This is a genomic window from Citrobacter sp. C348 (assembly GCF_047467975.1).
GTDB lineage: Bacteria > Pseudomonadota > Gammaproteobacteria > Enterobacterales > Enterobacteriaceae > Citrobacter > Citrobacter gillenii.
In genome coordinates, this window is the sequence record NZ_JASJUJ010000001.1 from 34,787 (window position 1) to 60,691 (window position 25,905).

A 25,905-nucleotide genomic window follows, 5' to 3' on the forward strand; every position below is an offset into this window, starting at 1 on the left:
GTCTTCGATTTCAGGAACTGCATCGACGGGACATGCGGCTGCCGGATACAGTTTAACCTTTAGCGTCTGGTATATTTTGTTTTGCCACAGACAGATGCTGTTTGAGTAAATCTTCTGGCGGTGGCGGGATTTGTAAATAATAGCCCTGCTCGGTTAACGCCTGTTTTACTTTTTCAAGGTCAGCGTTCACCAGTTTCTTGCGACCATCAAGTGGTAAAATCATTGCCAGTTTCGGCTGACCAAAACCTTTCATCAGTTCTTCAGGAACGCGAGAGAAATCGTCTTTTTTTTCGACATATAAATAGGTCTGGTCACGTTTGCTGCTTCGGTAGATCACACAAAACATATCTTTTACTCTGAATTCACGGAATGGTGGCTTGCCTCAATATAATACTGACTATAACATGCCTTATAGTCTTCGGAATATCACCCCGCGCTGGGGATGATAAATAGCAAATTGAGTAAGGCCAGGATGTCAAACACGCCAATCGAGCTTAAAGGCAGTAGCTTCACCTTATCTGTGGTTCACTTGCACGAGTCAGAACCCGAGGTTATTCGTCAGGCGTTGGAAGACAAAATCGCGCAGGCTCCTGCTTTTTTAAAACATGCTCCCGTGGTGATCAACGTCAGTGGCCTTGAAAGCCCGGTAAACTGGCCAACGCTGCAGAAAGTTGTCGCATCTACCGGTCTGCGCATTATCGGCGTTAGCGGCTGCAAAGATGCCAGACTCAAAGCAGAGATCGACGAAATGGGCCTGCCTTTACTGACTGAAGGTAAAGAAAAAGCGCTGCGCCCTGCCCCCATTGCTGAACCCGCACCTGCCGCGCCGGTACAAAACGTTACTCCCATCACAAAAACACGATTAATAAATGTCCCGGTTCGTTCCGGTCAGCGCATTTATGCACCACAATGTGATCTGATTGTTACAAACCACGTCAGCGCGGGCGCAGAACTCATCGCTGACGGCAATATTCACGTTTATGGCATGATGAGAGGCCGTGCACTGGCGGGTGCAAGCGGCGATCGAGAAGCACAGATTTTTTGTACCCACCTGACGGCAGAACTGGTGTCTATCGCAGGTGTTTATTGGCTGAGTGATAAAATCCCAGCAGAATTTTATGGCAAAGCGGCGCGTCTGCAATTAGCAGAGAACGCTTTGACAGTTCAACCGTTGAATTGATCCCTTTTTAACAAGGAATTTCTATGGCACGCATTATTGTTGTTACTTCGGGTAAAGGGGGCGTTGGCAAAACCACCTCCAGCGCGGCCATCGCTACAGGTTTGGCCCAGAAGGGAAAGAAAACTGTCGTTATTGATTTTGATATCGGCCTGCGTAACCTCGATTTAATCATGGGTTGCGAACGCCGCGTCGTTTACGACTTCGTCAACGTTATTCAGGGCGATGCGTCGTTAAATCAGGCGTTAATCAAAGATAAGCGTACTGAAAATCTCTTTATTCTTCCGGCCTCACAGACTCGCGATAAAGACGCGCTGACGCGTGAAGGCGTCGCAAAAGTTCTGGATGATCTGAAATCGATGGACTTCGACTTCATCGTCTGCGACTCCCCGGCCGGTATTGAAACCGGTGCGCTAATGGCACTGTATTTTGCCGATGAAGCGATTATTACCACCAACCCGGAAGTGTCTTCAGTACGTGACTCTGACCGTATTCTGGGCATTCTGGCGTCGAAATCTCGTCGCGCGGAAAATGGTGAAGATCCGATTAAAGAGCATCTGCTGCTTACGCGCTACAACCCTGGCCGCGTAAACAGAGGCGACATGCTCAGCATGGAAGACGTACTGGAAATTCTGCGCATCAAACTGGTTGGTGTGATTCCGGAAGATCAGTCAGTCCTGCGCGCGTCTAACCAGGGTGAGCCGGTGATCCTCGACATCAATGCGGATGCTGGCAAAGCTTATGCAGATACCGTAGACCGTCTGTTGGGAGAAGAACGTCCTTTCCGCTTCGTTGAAGAAGAGAAGAAAGGTTTCCTCAAACGCCTGTTCGGAGGATAAGTTATGGCATTACTGGATTTTTTTCTCTCGCGGAAAAAGAGCACAGCGAACATCGCTAAAGAGCGACTGCAGATCATTGTTGCAGAACGTCGTCGTAGTGACGCCGAGCCGCATTATTTACCGCAGTTGAGGAAAGATATTCTCGACGTTATCTGTAAGTATGTACAAATTGATCCTGAGATGGTCACCGTACAGCTTGAACAAAAAGATGGCGATATTTCTATCCTCGAACTTAACGTGACATTACCGGAAGCAGAAGAGTCGAAATAACCGCTTTGGTAAAACAGTTATGATCAAAAAAAGGCAGAGTATTCTGCCTTTTTTATTTTTCAGTGACCCGTCCTGAATAGCCTTATTCCAGAGTAAACAGTAGACAGGGTCTCAGAATAACCACCAGACACTCGCTTATTGCGGATATTCCAGCAACAGGGCGTTAAGCCGCTCGGCCATCAACTCACCGCGCCAGCCGGAAATAAGCTCCGGCACGGAAGACTTCGGCTTTAATTTCCAGTGCCAGTTAAGCAACTGGTTTATCTGACGGCGGGAGGCCAGCAGCTCCACGCTGAGCTTGTGTTCCGTGCTCACGTCAGCCACCAGCGCCTTAATGGCTTTGAAGGCTTTGCGGTAGCCCGGCATGTCCATCAGATTCTGCAGCGGTTCAGGCAACGATGCTTCCGGCAAAGCCTGCGCTTTTTCCACCAATGAAATCAGTGTCTTGCCGTGGAAGCGGATTTCGCTCCCGGAGAGACCGAGGCTGTCCAGCTCACCCAGGCTGCCCGGCATATAGCGCGCCACTGACCACAGGTGCTCTTCGCGTACCACGAAATTCACCGCCAGGTCGCGCTCACGCGCTTTACGCAGTCGCCAGTCAGCCAGCAGTTGCAGGCAGGCAAGCTGACGGGTACGCAGCTGCCAGGCGTTGGTAATGTCACGCCACGCGTCCTCAGGCGCCAGTACTTCCTGGCGACGCTGCTGCATTAAACGACACTCATCCAGCGCGGCCGGTAGCCAGCCAGAGGCATCGGTTTCAGCCATCAGTTTTGCGGTGATCGGTAATAAATACCAGACGTCCGCGGCAGCATACTCACACTGACGCTCAGTCAGCGGTCGGGCCAGCCAGTCCGTACGGGATTCGCTTTTGTCCAGCACCACGCCCGTAAACTCTTCCACCATCGCGGCAAATCCCCACGACAGCGGGCGACCGCAAAACGCGGCCAGAATTTGCGTATCAATCAGCGGCTGCGGAAGTTCACCAAAGGTGTTGAGAAACACTTCCAGGTCTTCACTTCCCGCGTGCAGGAATTTGGTTATCGTGGTGTCGCGTAAAATGTCGCGCAGCGGCGACCAGTCGGTGATCCCCAGCGGATCAATCAGAGCAACGTGTTTGCCGTCAAACAGCTGAATGAGTCCCAGCTGCGGATAATAGGTACGCGTGCGAACAAATTCAGTATCCAGGGCAATCGCCGGAAACTCACGAACGGCTTCGCACAGCGTGGCCAACGCGTCGTCCGTGGTAATCATTTGGTAATTCAAATCGTGCTCTCTCAGGTTTGCGCCAAAAAAAACGCCGGATTAACCGGCGCTTTCTGATGACTGACTTAACGCTCAGCCTTTATTGTCCACTTTGCTACGGGCTTCGTCACGCAATTCTCGTCGCAAAATTTTGCCGACGTTAGATTTTGGTAACTCATCACGGAATTCCACCAGCTTCGGGACCTTGTAGCCGGTCAACTGACGGCGGCAGAACGTAATCAGCGCTTCATCGGTGAGTGACGCGTCTTTCTTCACGACAAAAATCTTCACCGCTTCACCGCTGCTGCCCGAGGGCACGCCCACCGCAGCGACTTCCTGAACGCCAGGATGTTGCATCACCACGTCTTCAATTTCGTTCGGATATACGTTAAAACCGGAGACCAGGATCATATCTTTTTTACGATCGACGATACGCAGGAAACCTTCGTCGTCCATCACCGCAATATCCCCGGTGTGCAGCCAACCATCTTTAACAATTTCATCGGTCGCATCCGGGCGTTGCCAGTAACCCAGCATCACCTGCGGGCCTTTCACGCACAGTTCACCCGGCTCGCCCGGCGGGACTTCGTTATCGTCATCATCCACCAGCTTAACCTCAGTGGAGGGAACCGGCAGGCCAATACTGCCACTGTGATAGTCGATATCATGCGGATTGACGCTCACCAGCGGCGAACACTCGGTCAGGCCATAGCCTTCCAGCAGATATTGGCCGGTCAGCTTCACCCAACGTTCTGCAACCGCCTGTTGGACGGGCATACCGCCCCCCGCAGAAAGATGCAGCGACGAGAAATCCAGTTGCTGGAAGTCTTTGTTATTCAACAAGGCGTTGAACAGCGTATTGACGCCGGTCATGGCGGTAAACGGGTATTTTGCCAGCTCTTTTACCAGGCCCGGAATATCACGTGGGTTAGTGATCAGTACGTTTTGACCGCCAAGCTCAATAAACAGCAGGCAGTTCATCGTTAAAGCAAAAATGTGATACAGCGGTAGCGCGGTGATCACCAGCTCTTTACCCGGATGCAGCAACGGACCGTAGGTAGCATGGACCTGCTCGAGGTTCGCCAGCATGTTGCGGTGGGTGAGCATTGCACCTTTCGCCACGCCGGTCGTACCTCCGGTGTATTGCAGGAAGGCCAGATCTTCAGAGACCACTTCAGGCTTCACATACTGCATGCGATACCCGTTTTGTAACGCACTGCGAAACGAGATGGCATCAGGCAGGTGATACTTCGGTACCAGCCGCTTGATGTACTTCACAACAAAGTTAACCAGCGTTCCTTTGGCGGTAGAGAGCTGGTCGCCCATCCGCGTCAGGATCACGTGCTGAACCGATGTTTTATCGACCACTTTCTCCAGCGTGTGGGCAAAGTTGGACACGATCACAATCGCAGCCGCGCCGCTGTCATTAAGCTGATGCTCCAGTTCACGCGGTGTGTACAATGGGTTCACGTTTACCACAATCATGCCGGCTCGCAAAATACCAAACAGTGCCACCGGATACTGCAGCAGGTTCGGCATCATCAGTGCGACACGATCGCCCTTTTTCAGCCCCAGCCCTTCTTGCAAATATGCCGCAAATGCGCGGCTACGCTCTTCGAGTTTGCGGAAGGTCATCACCTCCCCCATATTCACAAACGCGGGCTGATCGGCATAGCGCCTGACTGAATGTTCAAACAGTTCCACCAGGGATTGATAACGGTCAGGATTGATCTCCGCGGGAACACCTGCGGGATAACGGTTAAGCCAAACCTTTTTCAATACATCACCTCTAAAATGCGTATTCGTCGTCATCACAACCCCAGACAATAAACAAACTGTTAACATAATATTAACTCAGCGTACCAGTTTGTTTATTACACAACGACAAGGTTGCGAAGCACGTCACTATTTATTTTTCTTATAGCCACATAAATGCAGAAACAGCGGACGCGCCGCTGCTTCTTTTACATATAAATCAAAGAATTATTCTGTAACTATCGTCTGAACCTGTGCCGGACCTGGATTGTACCATCCCCATCCGCCGTAGCCGCCGTATGGCCAGCCACGCGCACCGTAGAACCAGGGATCGATGGGCTGCGGAGGCATCACGATTTGCTGAGTAATATGCCAGCGTTTATAACCGGTTACCTGCATCAGCATGAACTTATACGGCGTACTGCCAATTTTACCGTCCACCGTGCCGCTAATAGGCCCTACGACGGTGACCAGTTGTCCGCGGAAATCCACCGGATCGAGAAAGCCATTAACATCGGCATAAATACGCCCGCGTGAGGCTTCACCCAGAATCGGACGCGCGCCGCTGTCGAGAGGCACGGTGGCAATTTCCAGTCGGGATTTCCCCTGCTGATTCTGAATGTCCACCACTTTGCCGCCAAAGCGTGCTTCCTGTCCGACGTACAGTTGCGGCGCATTCATGACCCGTACCAGATCCTGCTGTGGCGTTGGGCTTGAACCTTTAATCGCATCAGGAATGGTAACGCAACCGCTTAGCATGAACGCCAATGCGCCCGTCAACACGCCTTTTAATACCCATTTTTGAACCGCCATGTTGCGACTCCCTTATCTCAGCGCCTGTCCCCGGTGAGTTTCAAACTGCTGCGCATTCATCGCGTTGAGCATGTTTGAAAGCATCGGGGGATGTACTACTAAGATTCATTCTTTTCCGGGAAGTTTCTTCCACGCCACGGTGTTACGTAAATAAACCGGTTCAGCATGTTCAACCGCTACCGTCTTTCCAGAGGCGAACAGTTGGGTGGCGAGAGGCAACATATCCTCAGCAGCCGGAAGCAAAACGTCGCCATCGCGCAGCATCAGGCCACTGTCTTTACCTAGTTCAGGCCATGCAGGCCAACCCGTGCCGACCGTTACCCAGTCACCGGAAAGCTGCAGCAGTCGTTCATGAACCTGTTCCGGGGTTAATACCGCTTCGGTGTCTTCGCCGTGCCAGATACCGTTCTCATCACGCTGGTATTCGGCCCAGTAGACTTCACCCATGCGCGCATCAATTGCGGCCAGTACGCGCATTGCGCCGTTTTTGCGCCAGGCCCCCTGCGCCATAGTTGCCAGCGTGGACACGCCGATCATGGGTAAATTCGCCCCTAACGCCAACCCCTGAGCAATACCAATACCAATACGCACGCCGGTGAAACTACCGGGACCTCGGCCAAACGCCAGAGCGTCGATGTCCGTTAATGCGACATTGCCAGCAGTCAGGATATCCTGAACCAGCGGCAGGATGCGTTGGGTATGCTCTCGAGGACAAAGCTCGAAATGGGATGTGATATTACCGTCATTCCACAGGGCGACAGAGCACGCCTCTGTGGCGGTATCGATAGCCAGAATTCGCATGGGTCTTCATGATCAGATCAATAAATTTGGCGCGTATCTTAGCACAGTCTGTAACAAATTACTCAGTCGTTGGTATGGCAAGAAAGCGAACCGCGCGGGCAATGTCACGCGTGCGAGGCGCCGGTGGCAGGCTGGCCAGGAATGTCGCTCCGTAAGGTCGCATGACCAGCCGGTTATCACAAATCACCAGGACGCCGCGATCGTCAGCGTCACGAATCAAGCGCCCCACCCCCTGCTTAAGCGTGATCACTGCATCCGGGAGCTGGACCTCGTCAAACGGATCGCCCCCGCGCAGCCGGCAGTCTTCCATCCGCGCTTTTAACAGCGGATCGTCCGGCGAAGTAAACGGCAGCTTATCGATAATAACCAGCGACAGCGTGTCACCTCGTACGTCCACACCTTCCCAGAAGCTGCTGGTAGCCACCAGCAGAGCATTCCCCGCACTGACAAACTGCTGCAATAACTGCCCTTTGCTGGTCTCCCCCTGTAGCAGGACCGGGAGTGTCATGGTGGCACGAAACTGTTCCGCCAGGTCGCGCATCATCGCGTGCGAGGTACACAGCATAAAGCAGCGCCCATTGTTAGCTTCAATAATGGGGCGCAGCATGGCGGCCAGCTGACGCGCCGCCCCCGGCTGGTTAGTTTGCGGCAGATTGCGCGGCACGCACAGCAGCGCCTGTCGCGTGTAGTCAAAGGGGCTCGGCAACAACATTGATTCAGCCTGTTCAATGCCCAGTCGCGCCGTAAAGTGGTGGAGATCGTCGTTGACCGACAGCGTCGCGGAGGTAAAAATCCAGCAGCCTGGTTTTTGGTCCATCACCTCTTTGAATTTATCCGCCACGGTGAGTGGCGTCAGCGCCAGCGTAAAATGCCGTGAAGTGCATTCATACCAGTAGCTGAATCCCGGTTGGTTGATCTCCTTCAGGCGTTTCAAGCGGGCGCGATACAGCGTGGCGCGCTCGAATGCGGCATCCAGCAGCGCTGAACGTCCAAGCGACAGCTTCGCCACGTCGTAGCACAGTTCCAGCGTGTCATCGAGCAGCAAAAATGCCCGCTGGACGCGCTGATCGGCCAGCAATTCACGCAGGTTACCGCGATAGCCCGGCTCGCCCAGTTGCAGGCGGAAATCCTGCGCGCTTTGCGCCAGACGGTCAGCGCACTTTTGCAGTTGCTGGGTATCTTTTAGCTCGGTGCGATAGGCAATGGTAATGTCTTTGGCCAGATCGAGCAGTTGCCGACTGGAAAGCGACTGACCAAAATACTGGCTGGCGATATCCGGTAGCTGATGGGCTTCATCGAAGATCATCACATCTGCCTCCGGGATCAGCTCCCCGAACCCGCTCTCTTTCACCACCATATCGGCGAGAAACAGATGATGGTTAACTACCACCACATCGGCATCCATCGCTTTTTTACGCGCTTTAACGACGAAACAGTCTTTATACAGAGGGCAGTCGCTGCCCAGACAGTTGTCGTTGGTACTGGTTACCAGAGGCCAGGCGTGTGAGTCTTCCGCCACGCTGATGCAGGTGCTGATATCGCCATCAACGGTTTGATTGGACCACGAGCGCAGTAGGATCACGTCGCTTAAGGTTTGCACCGGTAGGTCACCGCCCGCCAGCGCCTGTTGTTCAAGACGTTCCAGACACAGGTAGTTAGAGCGCCCTTTCAGCAACGCCAGTTTACCGGTAAATTTCAGCGCTTTTGCCACGGTAGGGAGATCGCGGCTGTAGAGTTGATCCTGCAGCGCTTTCGATCCGGTAGAAATGATCACTTTCTTACCGGCGCGCAGTGCAGGCGCAAGGTAGGCGTAAGTTTTCCCGGTCCCGGTCCCGGCTTCGACGACAAGCGGCTGTGATTTTTCAATGGCATGCGAGACGGCGACGGCCATCTGTCGCTGTGGTTCACGCGGTTTAAAACCCGGTATCGCTTTAGCCAATTGACCGTCTGCTGCAAAATCGTCCGTCACACTACCCCCTGTTCATTTGAACAGGGATTATGTCAGGCCAGCGGGTCTTTCGCCAGTTGAAGAGGTGACGAGGGCACAACATTATGGCAGTCTTGTCGCCACAGAAACCGATTAAATAAAAACGTAAATGAGGAATAATTTATGACTATCGTGCGCATTGATGCCGAGGATCGTTGGTCTGACGTGGTGATTCACAACAACACGTTGTATTACACCGGCGTACCGGAAAACCTGGATGCTGACGCGTTTGAACAAACGGCCAACACGCTGGCACAAATTGATGCGGTGCTGGAAAAACAGGGTAGCAACAAGTCGCGTATTCTTGACGCGACCATTTTCCTGACGGACAAAAGCGACTTCGCCGCCATGAACAAAGCCTGGGACGCGTGGGTCGTTGCCGGTCACGCGCCCGTGCGTTGTACCGTACAGGCCGGGTTGATGAACCCGAAATACAAAGTTGAGATTAAGATTATCGCCGCAGTGTAACGGGCGTTACTCGTCTTCGTCCTCATCTTCAAAACGCGCCACGATCCGTTCGCCGGTATGGGTGGCGCGAATTTCAGCCGCGACCTGAGTGATCGCTTCTCCGCTGCTCATCCCCTGTGACATCAGTTCCTGAATACGCTCAACCGCTTTTTGCTGCTGTTCATGACTGAGTGAAGGTAAACCTGCAAACATTGTTAACTCCTGCTAAATTGTCTGCGCTAATTATCCCATGCTACCGGGCAGTAAGCCAGTAAAGTAGTAACGAGTCAGGACTGATGAAAACGTTATCTCCCGCAGTAATTACATTACCCTGGCGTCAGGACGCCGCTGAACGCTATTTCTCGACCTTAAGCCATCTGCCGTGGGCGATGCTGCTACATTCGGGGCACGCCGACCACCCGCATAATCGCTTTGACATTCTGGTCGCCGATCCTGTGATGACGCTGGTCACGCGAGATGCAGACACCGCAGTGCATGACAAAGACGGAATCACGCACACGCCTGATGACCCGATGACGGTGTTACGCTCGGCGCTAACTTCACTGGCAATACGGCCCGATTATAATCCCGTTCTTCCCTTCCAGGGAGGGGCGCTGGGCCTGTTTGGCTACGATTTGGGCCGACGCTTCGAAGCGCTGCCAAATGTCGCTGAACGTGATATCACCCTGCCGGATATGGCGGTTGGCATTTACGATTGGGCACTGATTGTCGACCACCAGCGGCAAACCGTGTCGCTGCTCAGCCACGGTGATCTGCAGGCCCGCCGCCACTGGCTGGAAAGCCAGCGCGCGCCAACACGTGAGCCTTTTATGTTAACGTCAGCGTGGCAATCCAATATGAGCCGCGCGCAGTACGGCGAAAAGTTTCGCCAGGTGCAGCGCTATCTGCACAGCGGCGACTGCTATCAGGTTAACCTTGCCCAACGTTTTCAGGCGCAGTATCAGGGGGATGAGTGGCTCGCCTTTGATCGACTCAACCAGGCCAACCGCGCCCCGTTCAGTGCATTTATCCGCCTTGAGGAAGGCGCAATCCTCAGCCTGTCGCCAGAGCGGTTTATTCAGTTGGAAAATCGGCAGATCCAGACGCGCCCCATCAAGGGTACCCTGCCGCGACTGGACTCGCCAGATGCCGATCGTCAGCAGGCACAAAGACTGGCAAACTCACCTAAAGATCGCGCTGAAAACCTGATGATCGTGGATCTGATGCGTAACGACATTGGTCGCGTTGCCGTGCCGGGTTCGGTCAAGGTTCCCGAACTGTTTGTCGTCGAACCCTTCCCTGCCGTGCACCATCTGGTCAGCACCATTACCGCGCGTTTGCCGGAATCGCTGCACGCCACGGATCTGCTGCGCGCCGCCTTCCCTGGTGGTTCCATTACCGGCGCGCCAAAGGTGCGGGCGATGGAAATTATTGACGAACTGGAACCGCACAGACGTAACGCCTGGTGCGGCAGCGTCGGCTATCTGAGCTTTTGCGGCAATATGGATACCAGTATTACCATCCGCACCCTGACGGCCACCGACGGACAGCTTTACTGTTCGGCTGGCGGTGGGGTTGTTGCGGACAGTCAGGAAGACGCGGAATATCAGGAAACGTTTGATAAAGTGAACCGTATTTTGCACCAACTGGAGAACTGAACCGTGGAAAACAGCAGCCTGACGCTTGATGATTTTTTATCGCGCTTCCTTCTCCTGCGCCCGCAGGTCAATCATGAAGCGTTAAACCAACGCCAGGCCGCCGTGCTGATCCCGGTCGTTCGCCGCCCACAACCAGGATTGCTGTTAACCCAACGCTCGGTGCATTTGCGTAAACACGCCGGACAGGTTGCCTTCCCGGGCGGAGCCGTAGACAGCAGCGACGCGTCGCTGATTGCTGCAGCACTGCGAGAAGCCGAGGAAGAAGTCGCTATTCCTCCTTCGTGCGTTGAGGTGATTGGCGTCCTGCCGCCGGTGGATAGCGTCACCGGGTTTCAGGTCACCCCGGTGGTGGGTATTATCCCGCCTAATCTACCCTATCGTGCAAGCGAAGATGAAGTCTCTGCAGTATTCGAAATGCCGCTGGCGCAAGCGTTGCATCTGGGTCGTTATCACCCCTTAGATATCTACCGCCGGGGTGACTCGCATCGCGTCTGGCTTTCCTGGTATGAGCATTATTTCGTCTGGGGAATGACCGCCGGGATAATTCGTGAGCTGGCGCTGCAAATTGGCGTGAAGCCCTGACTATACTTATCTTTACGCACCGCAGACACAACCTGAAACGCCGGTCACAACATTAGTAAAACCGCGGTTATCTATTAGTTTAATTCATGTGAATAGTTAAGCCGATCGCCGCGTTCCCTCTTACACTATGCGCAGTTATAACATCGTTACTGGCAAGCCCAGTCGCCCTGTAGGAGTATTATCGTGATTAGTCTATTCGACATGTTTAAGGTGGGGATCGGTCCCTCATCTTCCCATACCGTAGGACCTATGAAGGCGGGTAAACAGTTCGTCGATGACCTGGTCGAAAAAGGATTACTGGACAGCGTTACTCGTGTCGCCGTCGACGTGTATGGTTCACTGTCGCTCACGGGTAAAGGTCACCACACCGATATCGCCATTATTATGGGTCTGGCAGGTAATGAGCCTGCGACCGTGGACATCGACAGCATTCCCGGATTTATCCGCGATGTCGAAGCGCGTGGACGCCTGCTGCTAGCGCAGGGTCGGCACGAAGTTGATTTCCCGCAGAATGACGGCATGCGTTTTCGCGACGGCAACCTGTCGTTGCATGAAAACGGTATGCAAATTCACGCGTACAACGGTGACACCGTTGTTTACAGCAAAACCTATTATTCTATTGGCGGTGGTTTCATCGTTGATGAAGAACACTTTGGTCAGGATGCGGCGAATGAGGTCAGCGTACCTTATCCGTTCAAATCTGCCGCTGAAATGCTGGAGTACTGCAACAGCACCGGTCTGTCGCTCTCTGGCATGGTGATGCAGAACGAACTTGCGCTGCACAGCAAAAAAGAAATTGAAGAGTATTTTGGTAACGTCTGGCAAACCATGCAGGCCTGTATCGATCGTGGGATGAACACCGAAGGCATTCTGCCGGGGCCGCTGCGCGTGCCTCGTCGTGCCTCTGCCCTGCGTCGTATGCTGGTCTCCAGCGACAAACTCTCCAACGATCCGATGAACGTGATCGACTGGGTGAACATGTTTGCGCTGGCCGTAAACGAAGAGAACGCCGCGGGTGGTCGCGTTGTCACAGCGCCGACCAACGGTGCTTGCGGCATCGTGCCTGCGGTTCTGGCTTATTACGATCACTTCATTGAGCCCGTCAGCCCGGATATCTATACCCGCTATTTCCTGGCGGCCGGTGCAATTGGCGCGCTGTACAAAATGAATGCCTCTATCTCTGGCGCAGAAGTGGGCTGCCAGGGCGAAGTCGGTGTGGCATGTTCTATGGCCGCAGCAGGTCTGGCAGAGTTACTGGGTGCGAGCCCGGAGCAGGTATGTGTGGCTGCCGAAATCGGTATGGAACACAACCTCGGCTTAACCTGCGATCCGGTTGCCGGACAGGTCCAGGTGCCGTGCATTGAGCGTAACGCCATTGCTTCCGTGAAGGCGATCAACGCGGCGCGTATGGCAATGCGTCGTACCAGCGCTCCGCGCGTCTCGCTGGATAAAGTCATCGAGACCATGTACGAAACCGGCAAGGACATGAACGCCAAATACCGCGAAACCTCCCGCGGTGGCCTGGCGATCAAAGTTCAGTGTGACTAATACTTAATTTTCGCCCATCTGCGACGGATGGGCGAATTTGCTTCCACTCCCTCGTCTACGATAATTTTCCCCACTACACTTGCTCTGTTGCTGTTGGCTTCTGTGACCAACGGCTTATCGGGCGGCCCGCATGCAAACAGCACAACGGATCATCAAAAATTATCGCCGTAATCGCTTAATCGTCTGCACAGTTTGTGCACTACTGACGCTCATTCTTACATTATCTGTCCGATTTATTTCGGAGCGTAATTTAAATCATCACTCCACCGTCACGTTCGCTAACCATGCTGTAGAAGAGCTGGATGATATCCTGCTGCCGTTGCGGACCGGACGTGATGTGCTGCTGCCGTTAATTGGCCTGCCCTGCTCGGTGGCGCGCTTAGCCCTGAGCAAGCACGCCGCCAGACTGCAAACTGTGCGCTCTATTAACCTGGTTCAGGGTGGCATCCTCTATTGTTCGAGTATTTTTGGCTATCGCAATGTGCCCATCAAGCAGCTGCAACCTGAATTGCCCAGCCGCGAACCGCAGCTACTGTTATCCACCGATCATTCGCTGATTAAAGGCAGCCCTATTCTGACGCAGTGGTATCCGTCGTCTGCCAATGGCGAAGATGGGGTGCTGGAGATCGTCAATATTGAATTATTGTCGGGCATGCTGCTTGAACCACAGCCTCCGCAAATTACACATGCCAGTTTAACCATCGGTAAGCGGCATCTGCTGTACGGACAAGGCGTCGTCGACAAGCTACCAGAGAGTGACGGCGAACAACGCTACCAACTTTCATCACAACATTTCCCCTTTGCCATCAGCGTCAGCGGACCAGGAGCCAGCGAACTGGCGTTAAAACACCTGCCCACCCAGTTACCGTTAGCGCTCATGCTCAGCTTATTAGTCGGGTATCTGGCCTGGCTGGCGACCGCTAACAGAATGAGTTTTTCCTGGGAGATTAATCTGGCCCTCGCCGAGCGGGAGTTTGAGCTATTTTGCCAGCCACTACTGAACGCCAGCACCCAGCAGTGTACGGGCGTTGAAATTCTCTTACGCTGGAATAACCCGCGCCAGGGCTGGATTTCACCTGAAGTATTCATCCCTATCGCGGAAGAGCACAACCTGATTGTCCCCCTGACTCGTCACGTCATCGCAGAAACCATTCAGCAACGGCACGTTTTCCCAATGAGCAGCCAGTTTCATATTGGTATCAACGTCGCCGCCAGCCATTTTCGTGACGGTATGTTGTTAAAAGACCTTAATCAGTACTGGTTCAGTCAGCATCCCATCCAGCAACTGGTGATTGAACTGACCGAGCGCGACGCGCTGCTGGATGTCGATTATCGACTGGTGCATGAACTTCACCGGCTGGGAGTAAAACTGGCCATTGACGATTTCGGTACCGGCAACAGCTCGCTCTCGTGGCTGGAAAAGTTGCGCCCGGATGTACTGAAGATTGATAAATCCTTTACCTCTGCGATCGGGACTGATGCCGTCAATTCGACCGTTACTGACATCATCATCGCACTGGGGAAAAAACTGAATATTGAACTGGTAGCTGAAGGGGTTGAAACGCAGGCGCAGGCCCAGCATTTACGGCGACATGGCGTGAATGTATTGCAGGGATTTCTGTATGCCAAGCCGATGCCGCTGCGCGATTTTCCTCAATGGCTGGCGGGCAGTAGTACACCACCACCCGCCCGGCATAACGGGCATATCATGCCTGCTATGCCGTTTCGGTAGGTCAAATTATTCGTCTTCGTGGTGAGCGGGTTGCTCTTTAACAATACGAACGAGATCCACACGATAGTCGTTCGCTTCGACAATGGTGATGCTTAGCGGTGCAACCTCAATCACATCGCCAACACGCGGAATGTGACCGTTAGCCGCGATAACCAGCCCCGCCACCGTCGCAATGTCTTCGTCTTCATCCACCAGCGTATCAACGTCAAGCGCCTGCTGCAGGGCGTGCAGATCGGTGCCGCCTTTAACCAGCCAGCCACCCGCATCGGCGATGATTTCCGGTGTTTCATCAGCATCCGGGAACTCACCGGCAATGGCTTCCAGAACATCCAGAGGGGTCACCAGACCCTGAACAACGCCAAATTCGTTGGTAACGATAACGAAGCTGCCACGGGCACGACGCAACACGCCCAACAGATTAATCGGATCCAGCGTTTCTGGGACCACGATGGCTGGTGACGCTGAGGCAATTGCTGCCACATCTACGCCGTCTTCGAGGGCCACTAACAGTTCTTTCGCCCGCACGATACCGATAATTTCGTCCAGTTCACCACGACACACCGGGAACAGGCTGTGTGGGGAAGAGAGCAGCTGTTCACGAATTTCTGCCACGCTCAGATCTGCATCCACCCAGCTGATTTCGCCACGCGGTGTCATAATGCCGCGCAAAGAACGTGAGGCCAGCGACAGCACGCCGTTGATCATATAGCGTTCTTCTTCAACAAATGCCCCTTCCGGAACGGGTACCGGCACCGGGTTGTCAGACTCCATCTGCACACCGGCCTGACGTTTACCGCCCATCAGGCGCACAATGGCCTCGGCAGTACGTGCACGCAGCGGCAGCGTCGACTGGTGGCGAATAAAGTTGCGACGAGCAATCTGGTTAAACAGTTCGATAATAATCGAGAAGCCGATCGCAGCGTACAGATAACCTTTCGGAATGTGGAAGCCAAACCCTTCGGCCACCAGGCTCAAGCCGATCATCAACAAGAAGCTCAGACACAGCACCACGACCGTCGGATGTTGGTTCACGAATCGCGTCAGTGGCTTGGACGCCAGCAACATTACCGCCATCGCAATCACCACCGCCGCCATCATTACCGGCAGGTGGTTCACCATACCGACGGCTGTAATCACCGCATCCAGGGAGAAGACCGCATCGAGGATCACAATCTGCGTCACGACAACCCAAAAACTCGCATAGCCTTTTGACTGGCCGGTATCATGCTCACGGTTTTCCAGCCGCTCATGCAGTTCGGTGGTAGCCTTGAACAACAGGAAGATACCTCCCAGCAGCATAATCAGGTCACGCCCCGAGAACGAATAGTCCATCACCGTGAACAGCGGTTTCGTCAGCGTCACCATCCACGAGATCACGGACAGCAGTGCCAGACGCATAATCAGCGCCAGCGACAACCCGATCAGACGCGCTTTATCCCGCTGTTTAGGCGGCAGCTTATCGGCCAGAATCGCAATAAAGACCAGGTTATCAATACCCAGAACAATTTCGAGAACAACAAGCGTGAGCAAACCCACCCAAATCTGCGGGTCCATTAAGAATTCCATGACAAGCTCCGGCTCAAAGAATGGCTAAACTGCGCCCTGGACATCTCAGGCGTTGAAGCAATATGCAGATAAAGTGTGTGGCAAAAAGTGCCAAACTGAGAGGCGCTAAGCGGCCTCGAGGTGAAATGACGTCGGTGACGATCCATACGGTGGGCTACTGCCCTATACTCCTGATTAATTAAATGTATGCTAAACATAACAGACACAACCGGTTTTTAGCAAAGATTTACCTTCCTTTGCAATAAGTTGTGTCGGAGATATTTTACTCTTCGAAATTTCTTTTAATCGTTAGTTAAATTACGGATCTTCATCACATAAATTATTTTTTTCGATATCTAAAATAATTCACGAAAATCATAGGTTTTTCATTGTAACCCTTATCTGAATCGATTCGCTTGCGGACGACGATTCAAAATACATCTCGTTGTCGATGTGTTAACGATAATAAAGGAGGTAGCAAGTGACCATTGCTATTGTAATAGGCACACATGGTTGGGCTGCAGAGCAGTTACTTAAAACAGCAGAAATGCTGTTAGGCGAGCAGGAAAACGTCGGCTGGATCGATTTCGTTCCAGGCGAAAATGCTGAAACGCTGATCGAAAAGTACAACGCTCAGTTGGCAAAACTCGATACCAGTAAAGGCGTGCTATTTCTCGTTGATACATGGGGAGGCAGCCCGTTCAACGCTGCGAGCCGCATTGTCGTCGACAAAGAGCATTACGAAGTGATCGCTGGCGTGAACATTCCCATGCTGGTCGAAACCTTTATGGCGCGTGATGACAACCCAAGCTTTGATGAATTAGTCGCACTGGCAGTAGAAACCGGTAGCGAAGGCGTGAAAGCGCTGAAAGCAAAACCGGTAGAAAAAGCCGCTCCGGCCCCGGTTGCTGCAGCAAAAGCAGCGGCACCGGCAAAACCGATGGGGCCGAACGATTATATGCAAATCGGCCTCGCGCGCATCGATGACCGCCTAATCCATGGTCAGGTAGCCACCCGCTGGACCAAAGAAACCAACGTCACTCGCATTATCGTCGTCAGCGATGAAGTTGCCGCAGATACGGTGCGTAAAACGCTGTTGACGCAGGTTGCGCCTCCAGGCGTAACGGCGCACGTGGTGGATGTCGCGAAAATGATCCGCGTCTACAACAACCCGAAATATGCAGGCGATCGTGTGATGCTGCTGTTCACCAACCCGACCGATGTTGAACGTGTCGTGGAAGGTGGCGTAAAAATCACCTCGGTAAACATTGGTGGCATGGCTTTCCGTCAAGGTAAAACGCAGGTTAACAACGCGATTTCCGTTGATGAAAAAGACATCGAAGCCTTCAAGAAACTCAACGCACGCGGCATTGAACTCGAAGCCCGTAAGGTTTCTACCGATCAGAAACTGAAAATGATGGATTTGATTGCCAAAGCGAAATAACCCGCTGGCATTTACTTAGTTTTCACACTTAAGTCTGTATAGCAATAGGAGAAGTACAATGGAGATTACCACTCTTCAGATTGTGCTGGTGTTCATCGTCGCATGTATCGCGGGTATGGAGTCGGTACTCGATGAATTTCAGTTCCACCGTCCGTTGGTGGCCTGTACGCTGATTGGTGCCGTTCTCGGGGACATGAAAACCGGTATTATCATCGGTGGTACCCTGGAAATGATCGCGCTGGGTTGGATGAACATCGGTGCCGCCGTTGCACCAGATGCCGCACTGGCCTCAATTATTTCTACCGTTCTGGTTATCGCAGGTCACCAAAGCATCGGTGCCGGTATCGCGCTGGCTATCCCGCTGGCAGCAGCTGGCCAGGTTCTGACTATCATCGTTCGTACCATCACCGTCGCCTTCCAGCACGCTGCGGATAAGGCGGCTGAGAGCGGCAACTTGACGGCGCTCTCCTGGCTGCATGTGTCCTCGCTGTTCCTGCAGGCAATGCGTATCGCGATCCCTGCGGTTATCGTGGCGATTTCTGTCGGCACCAGTGAAGTCCAGGGCCTGCTCAACGCCATCCCTGAAGTGGTCACCGGCGGCCTGAACATCGCGGGCGGTATGATCGTCGTCGTCGGTTATGCGATGGTCATCAACATGATGCGTGCAGGCTACCTGATGCCGTTCTTCTACCTCGGTTTCGTCACCGCGGCATTTACCAACTTTAACCTGGTTGCACTGGGTGTGATTGGCGCAGTTATGGCCATCCTCTACATTCAGTTGAGCCCGAAATATAACCGCGTAGCGGGTGCGCCAGCGCAAGCTGCTGGCAACAATGACCTTGATAACGAACTGGACTAGCAGGTGAGCGAAATGGTTGATATGACTAAAACTACCACCGAGAAAAAACTCACTCCGAGTGACATTCGTGGCGTGTTCCTTCGTTCTAACCTGTTCCAGGGTTCATGGAACTTCGAACGTATGCAGGCGCTGGGTTTTTGCTTCTCCATGATACCGGCAATTCGCCGTTTGTACCCGGAGAACAACGACGCGCGTAAGCAGGCTATTAAGCGTCACCTGGAATTCTTTAACACCCATCCTTATGTTGCGGCACCGGTTCTTGGCGTAACGCTGGCGATGGAAGAACAGCGTGCTAACGGTGCAGAGATTGACGATGGTGCCATCAACGGTATCAAAGTCGGTCTGATGGGTCCGCTGGCAGGCGTAGGTGACCCGATCTTCTGGGGTACCGTGCGTCCGGTATTTGCCGCCCTCGGTGCGGGTATCGCGATGAGTGGCAGCCTGCTAGGCCCACTGTTGTTCTTCATCTTGTTCAACGCGGTACGTCTGGCAACACGCTACTACGGTGTGGCCTACGGTTATCGTAAAGGTGTCGATATCGTTAAAGATATGGGCGGCGGCTTCCTACAGAAACTGACTGAGGGGGCGTCAATCCTCGGCCTGTTTGTCATGGGGGCCCTGGTGAATAAGTGGACGCACGTGAACATCCCGCTAGTGGTTTCCACCATCACCGGTCAGGATGGTCAGACTCGTGTAACCACCGTGCAGACCATCCTTGACCAGTTGATGCCGGGCCTGGTACCGCTGCTGCTGACCTTCGCCTGTATGTGGCTGCTGCGTAAGAAAGTGAACGCCCTGTGGATTATCGTTGGCTTCTTCGTCATCGGTATCGCGGGTTACGCTGTCGGCCTGCTCGGCCTGTAAGACTGCTATACCATACCGGGGGCTCTGCTCCCGGTTTTTCTATTTAGAGGGTTAAGGATTCATGACTATCACGGACCTGGTGCTGGTTCTTTTTATCCTGTCGCTGCTGGCGTTTGCCATCTACGATCAGTTCATCATGCCCCGCCGTAATGGCCCTACTCTGCTTGCTGTTCCCCTGCTACCCCGTAGTCGTGTCGATAGCGTTATCTTCATTGGATTGATCGCGATTCTCATCTACAACAACGTCACCAGCCATGGGGCGCAATTCACTACCTGGTTATTGTGTGCGCTGGTATTGATGGGAATATATTTGTTCTGGATCCGCACGCCAAAAATCATCTTTAAACAGAAAGGTTTTTTCTTCGCCAATGTTTGGGTGGAATATAGCCGAATTAAAGAGATGAATTTGTCGGAAGATGGCGTACTGGTGATGCAATTAGAACATCGGCGATTGCTGATCCGCGTACGAAATATAGACGACCTCGAGAGAATATATAAACTTCTCATATCAAATCAATGATATAGAAACATAGCCTGTACTATGTTATTTGTATATTGACGTAAAACAAACATAGCACAGGCTATATTCACGTTCTCTTTTTGTTATTTAATTTAACGCATTACCGACAATTAAATCTAAATGAAAATCGTTTTCAATTAGAAGTCAAATAATATCCCCCCGTTTCTTGTTTTATATTCTCAAAATATGTTAAGGTTGCGCCCGTCATTGGGGAGTAGCCGATTTCCAGACTCCGGAAATGTACGTGTCAACATACTCGTCGCAAGGCGTGGCGCGTACGGACTGTAAACATACAGTCAGGCGAGACCATAGACACATCAACTGCAATGCATGTCTCCTGAACTGCGTGTTTGGGCGTGCATGGTTACTGGGGGCAGTGATGTGTTTAATGGATACCCCGGTCAGGACGCTGTTATGAATCTCACCGCTACTGTTCTTCTCGCTTTCGGCATGTCGATGGATGCATTCGCCGCATCAATTGGTAAAGGTGCTACGCTACACAAACCTAAATTCTCTGAAGCTCTGCGCACTGGCTTAATTTTCGGAGCTGTCGAAACGCTGACCCCGCTGATTGGTTGGGGTATGGGCATGCTGGCAAGTAAATTCGTACTCGAGTGGAACCACTGGATTGCCTTCATCCTGCTGATTTTCCTTGGTGGACGAATGATAATCGAGGGCTTTCGCGATAACGGTGATGACGTTGAAGAGCCGCAGCGTCGCCACGGTTTCTGGCTGCTGGTGACCACCGCCATTGCCACCAGCCTGGATGCGATGGCCGTCGGCGTCGGCCTGGCTTTCCTGCAAGTGAACATTATTGCCACCGCGCTGGCTATCGGCTGCGCCACGCTGATCATGTCCACGCTGGGGATGATGATTGGCCGTTTTATTGGCCCCATGCTGGGTAAACGCGCTGAAATTCTCGGCGGAGTGGTACTGATTGGTATCGGTGCCCAGATCCTCTGGGCACATTTCCACGGTTAATTCACGCGCTGCCAGAGATGAATACTAAAGTCTGTCTGGCAGTCAAATGTCGTCTTCCCCGCCAGCGTTTCCCAGACTTCCGGCTTAGCCCGCCAGGCGAAAGGCGTCATTTGCAGTAATGCCACAGCCTCGCTGCCGCTGAGCTGCATCTGATAGCCCAACGCGATACTCTGCTGCAGGGCAAAGCCTTCCAGCTGTTCCGTGTGCGGCGCATGCAGACGTACTTCATCGTAAATCAGCCCTTTCAGCTCCATTAAATGGCGCGGACCCGGCGTGGCCGTTATCACCCACCCACCCGGCTTCACCACGCGCGCCAGCTCCAGAGCTTTACAGGGGGCGTAGATCCTGACAATGGCATCCATTGAAGCATCGGCAAAAGGCAGCCGATGACTTGACGCAACACAAAATGTCACCTGCGGATAACGCCTTGCTGCGGCCTTGATCGCCACCTTCGAGACATCCAGACCAAAGGTCACACTTCCTGCCAGCGCATCGGCAAACGCGTGCGTGTAATACCCTTCCCCACAGCCGATGTCGAGAATCGCCGCGTCACCTGGCGTTAACGTTTCCTGGAGAACATTGACAATCGCCTCACGCAGCGGCTGATAGTGGCCAGCATCGAGAAATGCCCGACGTGCCTGCATCATTTCCGCACTGTCACCTGGATCGCGCGAGCGTTTGTGTTGAACAGGCAGTAAGTTGACATACCCTTCTTTCGCCACATCAAACTGATGCCGCCCAGGGCAGGCAAAACTGTTGTCATCTTGAGTAAGAGGCTGATGGCAAAGGGGACAGGAAAACAACATGACAACTCCGGCAGATGGCTTCAGGGCGCAAGTGTAACGCGAATTGCGCCCTGGGAAAATAACTTACAGCGCCGGAGAGACGTCGTTATTACCGTGCATTACCAGCAAGTGTTCCGAGTCAGCGGGCATGCCATCCGGTTTAACGTTTTCCAGACGCAGCACATCCCCCATTATCTGACTAAAGACGGGGGCCGATACGGCACCACCGTAATACGCCCCATTTTGCGGGTTGTTGATAACCACCACCAGCGCAAACTTCGGATCGCTTGCCGGAGCCACGCCCGCCGTGTATGCCACGTATTTATCGACATATTTGCCGTCATCGCCAATTTTCTTTGCCGTCCCGGTTTTTACCGCCACCCGATAATCTCGTACCGCAGCCTTTGTTCCCCCGCCGCCGGGCAGCGCAACGCTTTCCATCATATGCTCAACCTGATGAACTAACGCCTCAGACATGACGCGTCGGCCTATTACCGGCGGATCGATACGGGTGATGGACAGCGGTCGATAGATGCCAAAACTGCCAATGGTGGCGTAAACGTGCGCCAACTGTAGCGGCGTGACCATTAATCCGTAGCCGAAAGCAAAGGTTGCGCGATCCAAACTGCTCCAGTAACGTCTCTGAGGCATTAAGCCGCTGCTTTCGCCAGTCAACCCTAGACCTGTCGGTTCGCCAAAACCAAAGCTCTTGTAGGTGTCCAACAATCGCTGAATGGGCATAGCTAATGATAAATGTGACACGCCGGTATCGCTCGATTTTTGCAAAATACCCGTCAGCGACAACTCAGGATAATAGCCAACATCGCGAATACGGTGCCCGTCAAGATTAAAGGGGTGGGTATCAATCACGCTGTCGGGCTGTACAATTCCCTGTTGCAGGGCAGTCATAAGCACCAACGGCTTAACGGTAGATCCTGGCTCAAAGGTATCGCTGATCGCGCGGTTACGAAAATCGTCCAGCACCGCACCGTCGCGGTTATTGGGGTTGAAATCCGGGAAACTCGCCATCGACAATATTTCCCCAGTGGCGATGTTGATCAGTACCGCCGCCCCCGACTCGGCTTTATTCCACGTCACGGCATTGTCCAGCGCATCCTCGGTGACCGTCTGCAAGCGTTCATCGATGCTGAGCTGTAACTCATGCGCGGGTACCGGCATCACTTCCGTGATGTTCTCAATCACATGACCAAATTTGTCTTTACGCACCAACCGCGAGCCGGGTTTGCCCATCAACTGGCTATTAAAGCTTTTCTCTACCCCTTCAATACCCTGGCCATCAATATTGGTGAAGCCAATCAAATTCGCGGCAACGTGGCCAGCGGGATAGAAACGACGGGACTCTTCGCGAAGATTAATCCCCGGAAGATTCAGGTTATCAACCCACTGCGCCTGTTGGGGTGAAATCTGGCGCGCCAGGTAGATAAACCGTCCGGCGGGGTTACTATTAACGCGTTCCGCCAGTGCGCTAAGCGACAAATTCAACGTTTTTGCCAGCGCTTGCCAGCGCTCGTTATACCCGACACCACCTTTGCTAATAATCGTTTTTGGATCGGCCCAGACAGCATTAACCGGTACGCTCACCGCCAACGGTCGCCCTTCTCTGTCGGTAATCATTCCACGCGGTGATGCCGTCGTTACTTCACGTAACGAGCGCATGTCCTCCTGCTTCACCAGACTGGTCGGCGTGACGATTTGCAACCACGCAACCCTGCCAAGGAGCAGCCCCAGACTCAATAAAATTGCCGCGCAAAGCAGGGCAAAACGTACGGGCGTAAAATTGCGTGCATCGCCGTCGTTTTTCTTTTTCACCTGTTCTCCAGCAAGATAGTTTTTCAGGTGACTGATTTAACGAGAATTAGCGACAGAAAGCGGGGAAAAGAATGCTACGAATATCACGCCTTTGCAACAAAGCGCTAATGGGACGGCATTTTGAAATACTTTGACGTAATCTGAATTAAAAAGCCCCGCAAATGCGAGGCTTTATATCTGAAATTGCTGCGCCTGAGCGCTTCAAATCAGTGGTTTCGATCAGATAGCTGTTACGTTAACAGCAGCCGGACCTTTCTGGCCGTCCTGAATTTCGAACTCAACGTTCTGGCCTTCAGCCAGAGTTTTGAAGCCGTTACCCTGGATTGCAGAGAAGTGTACGAACACATCTTTGCTGCCATCAGCAGGAGTAATGAAACCAAAACCTTTAGACTCGTTGAACCACTTAACTTGACCTTTAATCTTTGCCATTTGCAAAATTCCTTAGAGTATTTTCTTCGCCCGCAGGCATAACATAGATAAAACTGAGACATTACTGCTTGAGGCACTAATATAAGGTTCGGCAGAGAAGCGGTATTCAACGTCAACGTGTTTACTCAGGACTTCTTTACTGAAAATGCCACACATAAACAGAACTGTACCTCGTTTAACCCAAAACGTGTTATCACATACAACGATAATAATGGCAAGCCATTTTTAAACGTGTCTCGATCGGTCGCACAAATCCCGAAGTTCATCTCACGACAACTGCACAGTTATGCGCCAGACCGAGTCTGGATATATTCTCACCGCTCCCGCCCTGCCCCGGCTGGCATACGCAGCAGCCGCGACATGTCTACCATAGCTCACCTTGTGAGGTTGTTCCAGACTCACTGATGCACCGTGTGCTGAATATCATTTTTTATGCTTAGTAATGCATAATTTGTCACAACGGTAAAAATGAGATCCGTCTTCTGGTTTTGCAGGAAAATAATGAAAGAATGATGACAGAGCACAAAAAAAGTAAGAGAAACGTTTCGCTGATAATAAAAACGATCGCTATCACAAAAATGACATAATCATATTATTAACGTATGGGTAATTATATTTAACGCTGGGCAAAGAAAAGGAATTAATCGGTCAGTGTGAATGGATGGAAGCGCGATATCGACAGAGCACCACGTGAACTGCACAGAAGTTAAAGAAGAAAATGATCTGACAGGGGTTGTGACAGGATGAAGTATCAGCGAACAGTATCGTCAGCTGCTCATCCTGTCTTTCCGGCTACTAGCGTTCTGCTACCAGGCGAATGATACCTTCATCTTCATCCTGGTTTTTCACTGCAGGTTCTGCGGCTTTTTCAGGTTCGTTAGCTTCACAAAGACGACGAAGCAATGCGTTCTGTCGTTTTTGTTGATCTAACAACGCTTCAAGTAACTCGATCTGCTCATTAGTTCGTGAGCTTGCCCGATTGATGAAGAACCACAGCACAAGCCCGATAACCAGAACCACCACCGATACCACTAAAGACGCAAAACTTAGCGCGCCAGAGTTCAAAACTTCGTTCATTTTACCACCTCAATGTAGACAGCGTAGTTTACCACTGCCGCACAAGAAGGTAATCAACTGTTGCTAAAATGCGCTTACCAGGGAATAAATTTATTGATGGCACAAATTCCGTTGAAAAATTGTACGTCCTGATCGCACATGATGTTGAACACCTGCGCCCACATCAGCATGCATACCAGTACGACAACGATCAGGACCACCCACCGAATTTTTTTCACTCCAACTCCACTCTCTGAATCCACATCCTATGCGACTAAATTATCATGCGGTACCTAAACCCAACGTTAACCTTAGCAGCATAATTATTTTTAGGAATGATTCACTTGTTTCATTCAGTGTACGGGCTAATCTTATAATAACGAGAAAAGATAAGAGGTTGTAATGCGTCTGATTATTCGCGCAATTGTGTTGTTGGCTTTGGTTTGGATTGGTTTATTGCTCAGTGGCTACGGCGTACTGATAGGAAGCAAAGAGAACGCAGCAGGGCTGGGTCTGCAATGTCAGTATCTGACGGCACGAGGCACCAGTACAGCACAGTACGTGCATACCAACAGCGGTATTATCGGCCTGTCGGACTGTCCTCTGTTAAGGAAAAGCACCGTTATTATCGATAACGGCTAATATTGCAGCAAGAGAATTGGCTATTATTGTGCCAGATTGCGGTAATTTTGTGCATTTTAAAAGCCCCGGTACCAACACCTGGGGCTTTTTGAGCTACTG

29 protein-coding genes and 1 riboswitch are annotated in these 25,905 nt (G+C 52.4%); of the genes, 14 read left to right on the forward strand and 15 right to left on the reverse strand.

The window, feature by feature from the left end:
• Positions 1 to 52 precede the first annotated feature (52 nt).
• Positions 53 to 346 (reverse strand): YcgL domain-containing protein, encoded by a 294-nt coding sequence (locus QNN86_RS00155; protein WP_096756727.1) that lies wholly within the window; start codon positions 344 to 346, stop codon positions 53 to 55.
• A gap of 126 nt (positions 347 to 472) precedes the next feature.
• Between QNN86_RS00155 and minC the strand changes: the two genes are divergently transcribed.
• From minC to minE, 3 genes are read left to right on the forward strand one after another with little or no spacing between them, the layout of a single operon-like run.
• Complete coding sequence (gene minC, locus QNN86_RS00160) at positions 473 to 1,180, forward strand: septum site-determining protein MinC (protein ID WP_096756726.1); 708 nt, start codon at positions 473 to 475, stop codon at positions 1,178 to 1,180.
• Between the two features lie 23 nt (positions 1,181 to 1,203).
• Positions 1,204 to 2,016 (forward strand): septum site-determining protein MinD, encoded by an 813-nt coding sequence (gene minD, locus QNN86_RS00165; RefSeq protein ID WP_096756725.1) that lies wholly within the window; start codon positions 1,204 to 1,206, stop codon positions 2,014 to 2,016.
• 3 nt (positions 2,017 to 2,019) lie between these two features.
• The gene (gene minE / locus QNN86_RS00170) at positions 2,020 to 2,286 is read left to right on the forward strand and encodes a cell division topological specificity factor MinE (RefSeq protein ID WP_003833739.1); all 267 of its coding nucleotides are present in this window, start codon (positions 2,020 to 2,022) and stop codon (positions 2,284 to 2,286) included.
• 135 nt (positions 2,287 to 2,421) lie between these two features.
• Here minE and rnd read toward each other — a convergent pair whose 3' ends face one another.
• The 5 genes from rnd to QNN86_RS00195 form a co-directional block, all read right to left on the reverse strand.
• Positions 2,422 to 3,537: a ribonuclease D gene (rnd, locus tag QNN86_RS00175; RefSeq protein WP_182269691.1), complete on the reverse strand. Its 1,116-nt coding sequence runs from the start codon at positions 3,535 to 3,537 to the stop codon at positions 2,422 to 2,424.
• A gap of 84 nt (positions 3,538 to 3,621) precedes the next feature.
• The gene (fadD, locus tag QNN86_RS00180) at positions 3,622 to 5,307 is read right to left on the reverse strand and encodes a long-chain-fatty-acid--CoA ligase FadD (protein WP_135911878.1); all 1,686 of its coding nucleotides are present in this window, start codon (positions 5,305 to 5,307) and stop codon (positions 3,622 to 3,624) included.
• Positions 5,308 to 5,511: 204 nt separating this feature from the next.
• Positions 5,512 to 6,096, reverse strand: a complete 585-nt coding sequence (locus QNN86_RS00185; RefSeq protein ID WP_096756721.1) for a Slp family lipoprotein — start codon at positions 6,094 to 6,096, stop codon at positions 5,512 to 5,514.
• Between the two features lie 105 nt (positions 6,097 to 6,201).
• On the reverse strand, positions 6,202 to 6,897 hold the full coding sequence (gene tsaB, locus QNN86_RS00190) for a tRNA (adenosine(37)-N6)-threonylcarbamoyltransferase complex dimerization subunit type 1 TsaB (RefSeq protein WP_181617166.1): 696 nt from the start codon (positions 6,895 to 6,897) through the stop codon (positions 6,202 to 6,204).
• A 58-nt stretch (positions 6,898 to 6,955) separates the two neighbouring features.
• Positions 6,956 to 8,866: an ATP-dependent DNA helicase gene (locus QNN86_RS00195; RefSeq protein WP_181617167.1), complete on the reverse strand. Its 1,911-nt coding sequence runs from the start codon at positions 8,864 to 8,866 to the stop codon at positions 6,956 to 6,958.
• Between the two features lie 141 nt (positions 8,867 to 9,007).
• On the opposite strand from QNN86_RS00195, the gene QNN86_RS00200 reads away from it, so the two are divergent.
• Complete coding sequence (locus QNN86_RS00200) at positions 9,008 to 9,352, forward strand: RidA family protein (protein WP_096756718.1); 345 nt, start codon at positions 9,008 to 9,010, stop codon at positions 9,350 to 9,352.
• 6 nt (positions 9,353 to 9,358) lie between these two features.
• Here the strand turns inward: QNN86_RS00200 and QNN86_RS00205 are convergent, their stop codons facing one another.
• Positions 9,359 to 9,544 (reverse strand): YoaH family protein, encoded by a 186-nt coding sequence (locus QNN86_RS00205; RefSeq protein WP_135322157.1) that lies wholly within the window; start codon positions 9,542 to 9,544, stop codon positions 9,359 to 9,361.
• Between the two features lie 83 nt (positions 9,545 to 9,627).
• Between QNN86_RS00205 and pabB the strand changes: the two genes are divergently transcribed.
• From pabB to QNN86_RS00225, 4 genes are all read left to right on the forward strand, one after another.
• The gene (pabB, locus tag QNN86_RS00210) at positions 9,628 to 10,989 is read left to right on the forward strand and encodes an aminodeoxychorismate synthase component 1 (protein WP_182269690.1); all 1,362 of its coding nucleotides are present in this window, start codon (positions 9,628 to 9,630) and stop codon (positions 10,987 to 10,989) included.
• 3 nt (positions 10,990 to 10,992) lie between these two features.
• Complete coding sequence (locus tag QNN86_RS00215; protein ID WP_115258246.1) at positions 10,993 to 11,571, forward strand: CoA pyrophosphatase; 579 nt, start codon at positions 10,993 to 10,995, stop codon at positions 11,569 to 11,571.
• A gap of 183 nt (positions 11,572 to 11,754) precedes the next feature.
• Complete coding sequence (sdaA, locus tag QNN86_RS00220; protein WP_414210478.1) at positions 11,755 to 13,119, forward strand: L-serine ammonia-lyase; 1,365 nt, start codon at positions 11,755 to 11,757, stop codon at positions 13,117 to 13,119.
• 130 nt (positions 13,120 to 13,249) lie between these two features.
• A complete protein-coding gene (locus tag QNN86_RS00225; RefSeq protein WP_414210479.1) occupies positions 13,250 to 14,851 on the forward strand; it encodes an EAL domain-containing protein in 1,602 nt (533 codons plus the stop codon).
• 6 nt (positions 14,852 to 14,857) lie between these two features.
• Here QNN86_RS00225 and yoaE read toward each other — a convergent pair whose 3' ends face one another.
• Together yoaE and QNN86_RS00235 are read right to left on the reverse strand one after the other, a co-directional pair.
• On the reverse strand, positions 14,858 to 16,417 hold the full coding sequence (gene yoaE / locus QNN86_RS00230) for a CNNM family cation transport protein YoaE (RefSeq protein WP_181617169.1): 1,560 nt from the start codon (positions 16,415 to 16,417) through the stop codon (positions 14,858 to 14,860).
• A complete protein-coding gene (locus QNN86_RS00235) occupies positions 16,405 to 16,614 on the reverse strand; it encodes a protein YoaL (protein WP_414210480.1) in 210 nt (69 codons plus the stop codon). Before QNN86_RS00235 ends, yoaE begins: the two co-directional genes overlap by 13 nt.
• Before the next feature lie 263 nt (positions 16,615 to 16,877).
• On the opposite strand from QNN86_RS00235, the gene manX reads away from it, so the two are divergent.
• The 5 genes from manX (at position 16,878) to mntP (ending at position 21,064) form a co-directional block, all read left to right on the forward strand.
• A complete protein-coding gene (gene manX, locus QNN86_RS00240) occupies positions 16,878 to 17,840 on the forward strand; it encodes a PTS mannose transporter subunit IIAB (protein ID WP_181617170.1) in 963 nt (320 codons plus the stop codon).
• Positions 17,841 to 17,898: 58 nt separating this feature from the next.
• A complete protein-coding gene (locus QNN86_RS00245; RefSeq protein WP_096756709.1) occupies positions 17,899 to 18,699 on the forward strand; it encodes a PTS mannose/fructose/sorbose transporter subunit IIC in 801 nt (266 codons plus the stop codon).
• A gap of 12 nt (positions 18,700 to 18,711) precedes the next feature.
• A complete protein-coding gene (locus QNN86_RS00250; RefSeq protein ID WP_096756708.1) occupies positions 18,712 to 19,563 on the forward strand; it encodes a PTS mannose transporter subunit IID in 852 nt (283 codons plus the stop codon).
• 61 nt (positions 19,564 to 19,624) lie between these two features.
• Positions 19,625 to 20,083: a DUF986 family protein gene (locus QNN86_RS00255; RefSeq protein WP_096756707.1), complete on the forward strand. Its 459-nt coding sequence runs from the start codon at positions 19,625 to 19,627 to the stop codon at positions 20,081 to 20,083.
• A 197-nt stretch (positions 20,084 to 20,280) separates the two neighbouring features.
• A riboswitch (yybP-ykoY riboswitch) is annotated at positions 20,281 to 20,381 on the forward strand.
• A gap of 116 nt (positions 20,382 to 20,497) precedes the next feature.
• Positions 20,498 to 21,064 carry a manganese efflux pump MntP gene (gene mntP / locus QNN86_RS00260; protein WP_414210481.1) on the forward strand — a complete coding sequence of 189 codons (567 nt, stop codon included), beginning with the start codon at positions 20,498 to 20,500 and terminating at the stop codon, positions 21,062 to 21,064.
• On the opposite strand, the gene rlmA is transcribed toward mntP, so the two are convergent.
• From rlmA to mgrB, 6 genes are all read right to left on the reverse strand, one after another.
• The gene (gene rlmA / locus QNN86_RS00265) at positions 21,061 to 21,870 is read right to left on the reverse strand and encodes a 23S rRNA (guanine(745)-N(1))-methyltransferase (protein ID WP_414210482.1); all 810 of its coding nucleotides are present in this window, start codon (positions 21,868 to 21,870) and stop codon (positions 21,061 to 21,063) included. The genes mntP and rlmA overlap by 4 nt on opposite strands.
• Positions 21,871 to 21,933: 63 nt before the next feature.
• Positions 21,934 to 23,679 (reverse strand): peptidoglycan glycosyltransferase FtsI, encoded by a 1,746-nt coding sequence (gene ftsI / locus QNN86_RS00270; RefSeq protein ID WP_096756705.1) that lies wholly within the window; start codon positions 23,677 to 23,679, stop codon positions 21,934 to 21,936.
• A 219-nt stretch (positions 23,680 to 23,898) separates the two neighbouring features.
• On the reverse strand, positions 23,899 to 24,108 hold the full coding sequence (gene cspE / locus QNN86_RS00275; RefSeq protein ID WP_001062678.1) for a transcription antiterminator/RNA stability regulator CspE: 210 nt from the start codon (positions 24,106 to 24,108) through the stop codon (positions 23,899 to 23,901).
• A 12-nt stretch (positions 24,109 to 24,120) separates the two neighbouring features.
• Positions 24,121 to 24,264, reverse strand: a complete 144-nt coding sequence (locus QNN86_RS00280) for a DUF2627 domain-containing protein (RefSeq protein WP_003034983.1) — start codon at positions 24,262 to 24,264, stop codon at positions 24,121 to 24,123.
• A 639-nt stretch (positions 24,265 to 24,903) separates the two neighbouring features.
• Positions 24,904 to 25,185: a YebO family protein gene (locus tag QNN86_RS00285; RefSeq protein ID WP_414210483.1), complete on the reverse strand. Its 282-nt coding sequence runs from the start codon at positions 25,183 to 25,185 to the stop codon at positions 24,904 to 24,906.
• Positions 25,186 to 25,259: 74 nt separating this feature from the next.
• Positions 25,260 to 25,403 (reverse strand): PhoP/PhoQ regulator MgrB, encoded by a 144-nt coding sequence (mgrB, locus tag QNN86_RS00290; protein ID WP_181617173.1) that lies wholly within the window; start codon positions 25,401 to 25,403, stop codon positions 25,260 to 25,262.
• 163 nt (positions 25,404 to 25,566) lie between these two features.
• Here mgrB and QNN86_RS00295 point away from each other — a divergent pair, with 163 nt between their 5' ends.
• On the forward strand, positions 25,567 to 25,806 hold the full coding sequence (locus QNN86_RS00295; RefSeq protein ID WP_003833776.1) for a YobH family protein: 240 nt from the start codon (positions 25,567 to 25,569) through the stop codon (positions 25,804 to 25,806).
• Positions 25,807 to 25,905: the final 99 nt, after the last annotated feature.

Bases quoted from the DNA above. Each gene is read 5' to 3' on its own strand.
- QNN86_RS00245 (WP_096756709.1), top strand. From the start codon at position 17,899: ATGGAGATTACCACTCTTCAGATTGTGCTGGTGTTCATCGTCGCATGT.
- minD (WP_096756725.1), top strand. From the start codon at position 1,204: ATGGCACGCATTATTGTTGTTACTTCGGGTAAAGGGGGCGTTGGCAAA.
- minC (WP_096756726.1), top strand. From the start codon at position 473: ATGTCAAACACGCCAATCGAGCTTAAAGGCAGTAGCTTCACCTTATCT.
- QNN86_RS00250 (WP_096756708.1), top strand. From the start codon at position 18,712: ATGGTTGATATGACTAAAACTACCACCGAGAAAAAACTCACTCCGAGT.
- QNN86_RS00205 (WP_135322157.1), bottom strand. From the start codon at position 9,544: ATGTTTGCAGGTTTACCTTCACTCAGTCATGAACAGCAGCAAAAAGCG.
- pabB (WP_182269690.1), top strand. From the start codon at position 9,628: ATGAAAACGTTATCTCCCGCAGTAATTACATTACCCTGGCGTCAGGAC.
- QNN86_RS00295 (WP_003833776.1), top strand. From the start codon at position 25,567: ATGCGTCTGATTATTCGCGCAATTGTGTTGTTGGCTTTGGTTTGGATT.
- QNN86_RS00185 (WP_096756721.1), bottom strand. From the start codon at position 6,096: ATGGCGGTTCAAAAATGGGTATTAAAAGGCGTGTTGACGGGCGCATTG.
- rlmA (WP_414210482.1), bottom strand. From the start codon at position 21,870: ATGTTGTTTTCCTGTCCCCTTTGCCATCAGCCTCTTACTCAAGATGAC.
- QNN86_RS00155 (WP_096756727.1), bottom strand. From the start codon at position 346: ATGTTTTGTGTGATCTACCGAAGCAGCAAACGTGACCAGACCTATTTA.
- cspE (WP_001062678.1), bottom strand. From the start codon at position 24,108: ATGGCAAAGATTAAAGGTCAAGTTAAGTGGTTCAACGAGTCTAAAGGT.
- QNN86_RS00200 (WP_096756718.1), top strand. From the start codon at position 9,008: ATGACTATCGTGCGCATTGATGCCGAGGATCGTTGGTCTGACGTGGTG.
- QNN86_RS00285 (WP_414210483.1), bottom strand. From the start codon at position 25,185: ATGAACGAAGTTTTGAACTCTGGCGCGCTAAGTTTTGCGTCTTTAGTG.
- minE (WP_003833739.1), top strand. From the start codon at position 2,020: ATGGCATTACTGGATTTTTTTCTCTCGCGGAAAAAGAGCACAGCGAAC.
- QNN86_RS00280 (WP_003034983.1), bottom strand. From the start codon at position 24,264: ATGTGTGGCATTTTCAGTAAAGAAGTCCTGAGTAAACACGTTGACGTT.
- tsaB (WP_181617166.1), bottom strand. From the start codon at position 6,897: ATGCGAATTCTGGCTATCGATACCGCCACAGAGGCGTGCTCTGTCGCC.
- rnd (WP_182269691.1), bottom strand. From the start codon at position 3,537: ATGATTACCACGGACGACGCGTTGGCCACGCTGTGCGAAGCCGTTCGT.
- yoaE (WP_181617169.1), bottom strand. From the start codon at position 16,417: ATGGAATTCTTAATGGACCCGCAGATTTGGGTGGGTTTGCTCACGCTT.
- mntP (WP_414210481.1), top strand. From the start codon at position 20,498: ATGAATCTCACCGCTACTGTTCTTCTCGCTTTCGGCATGTCGATGGAT.
- QNN86_RS00255 (WP_096756707.1), top strand. From the start codon at position 19,625: ATGACTATCACGGACCTGGTGCTGGTTCTTTTTATCCTGTCGCTGCTG.
- QNN86_RS00235 (WP_414210480.1), bottom strand. From the start codon at position 16,614: ATGTTTAGCATACATTTAATTAATCAGGAGTATAGGGCAGTAGCCCAC.
- QNN86_RS00225 (WP_414210479.1), top strand. From the start codon at position 13,250: ATGCAAACAGCACAACGGATCATCAAAAATTATCGCCGTAATCGCTTA.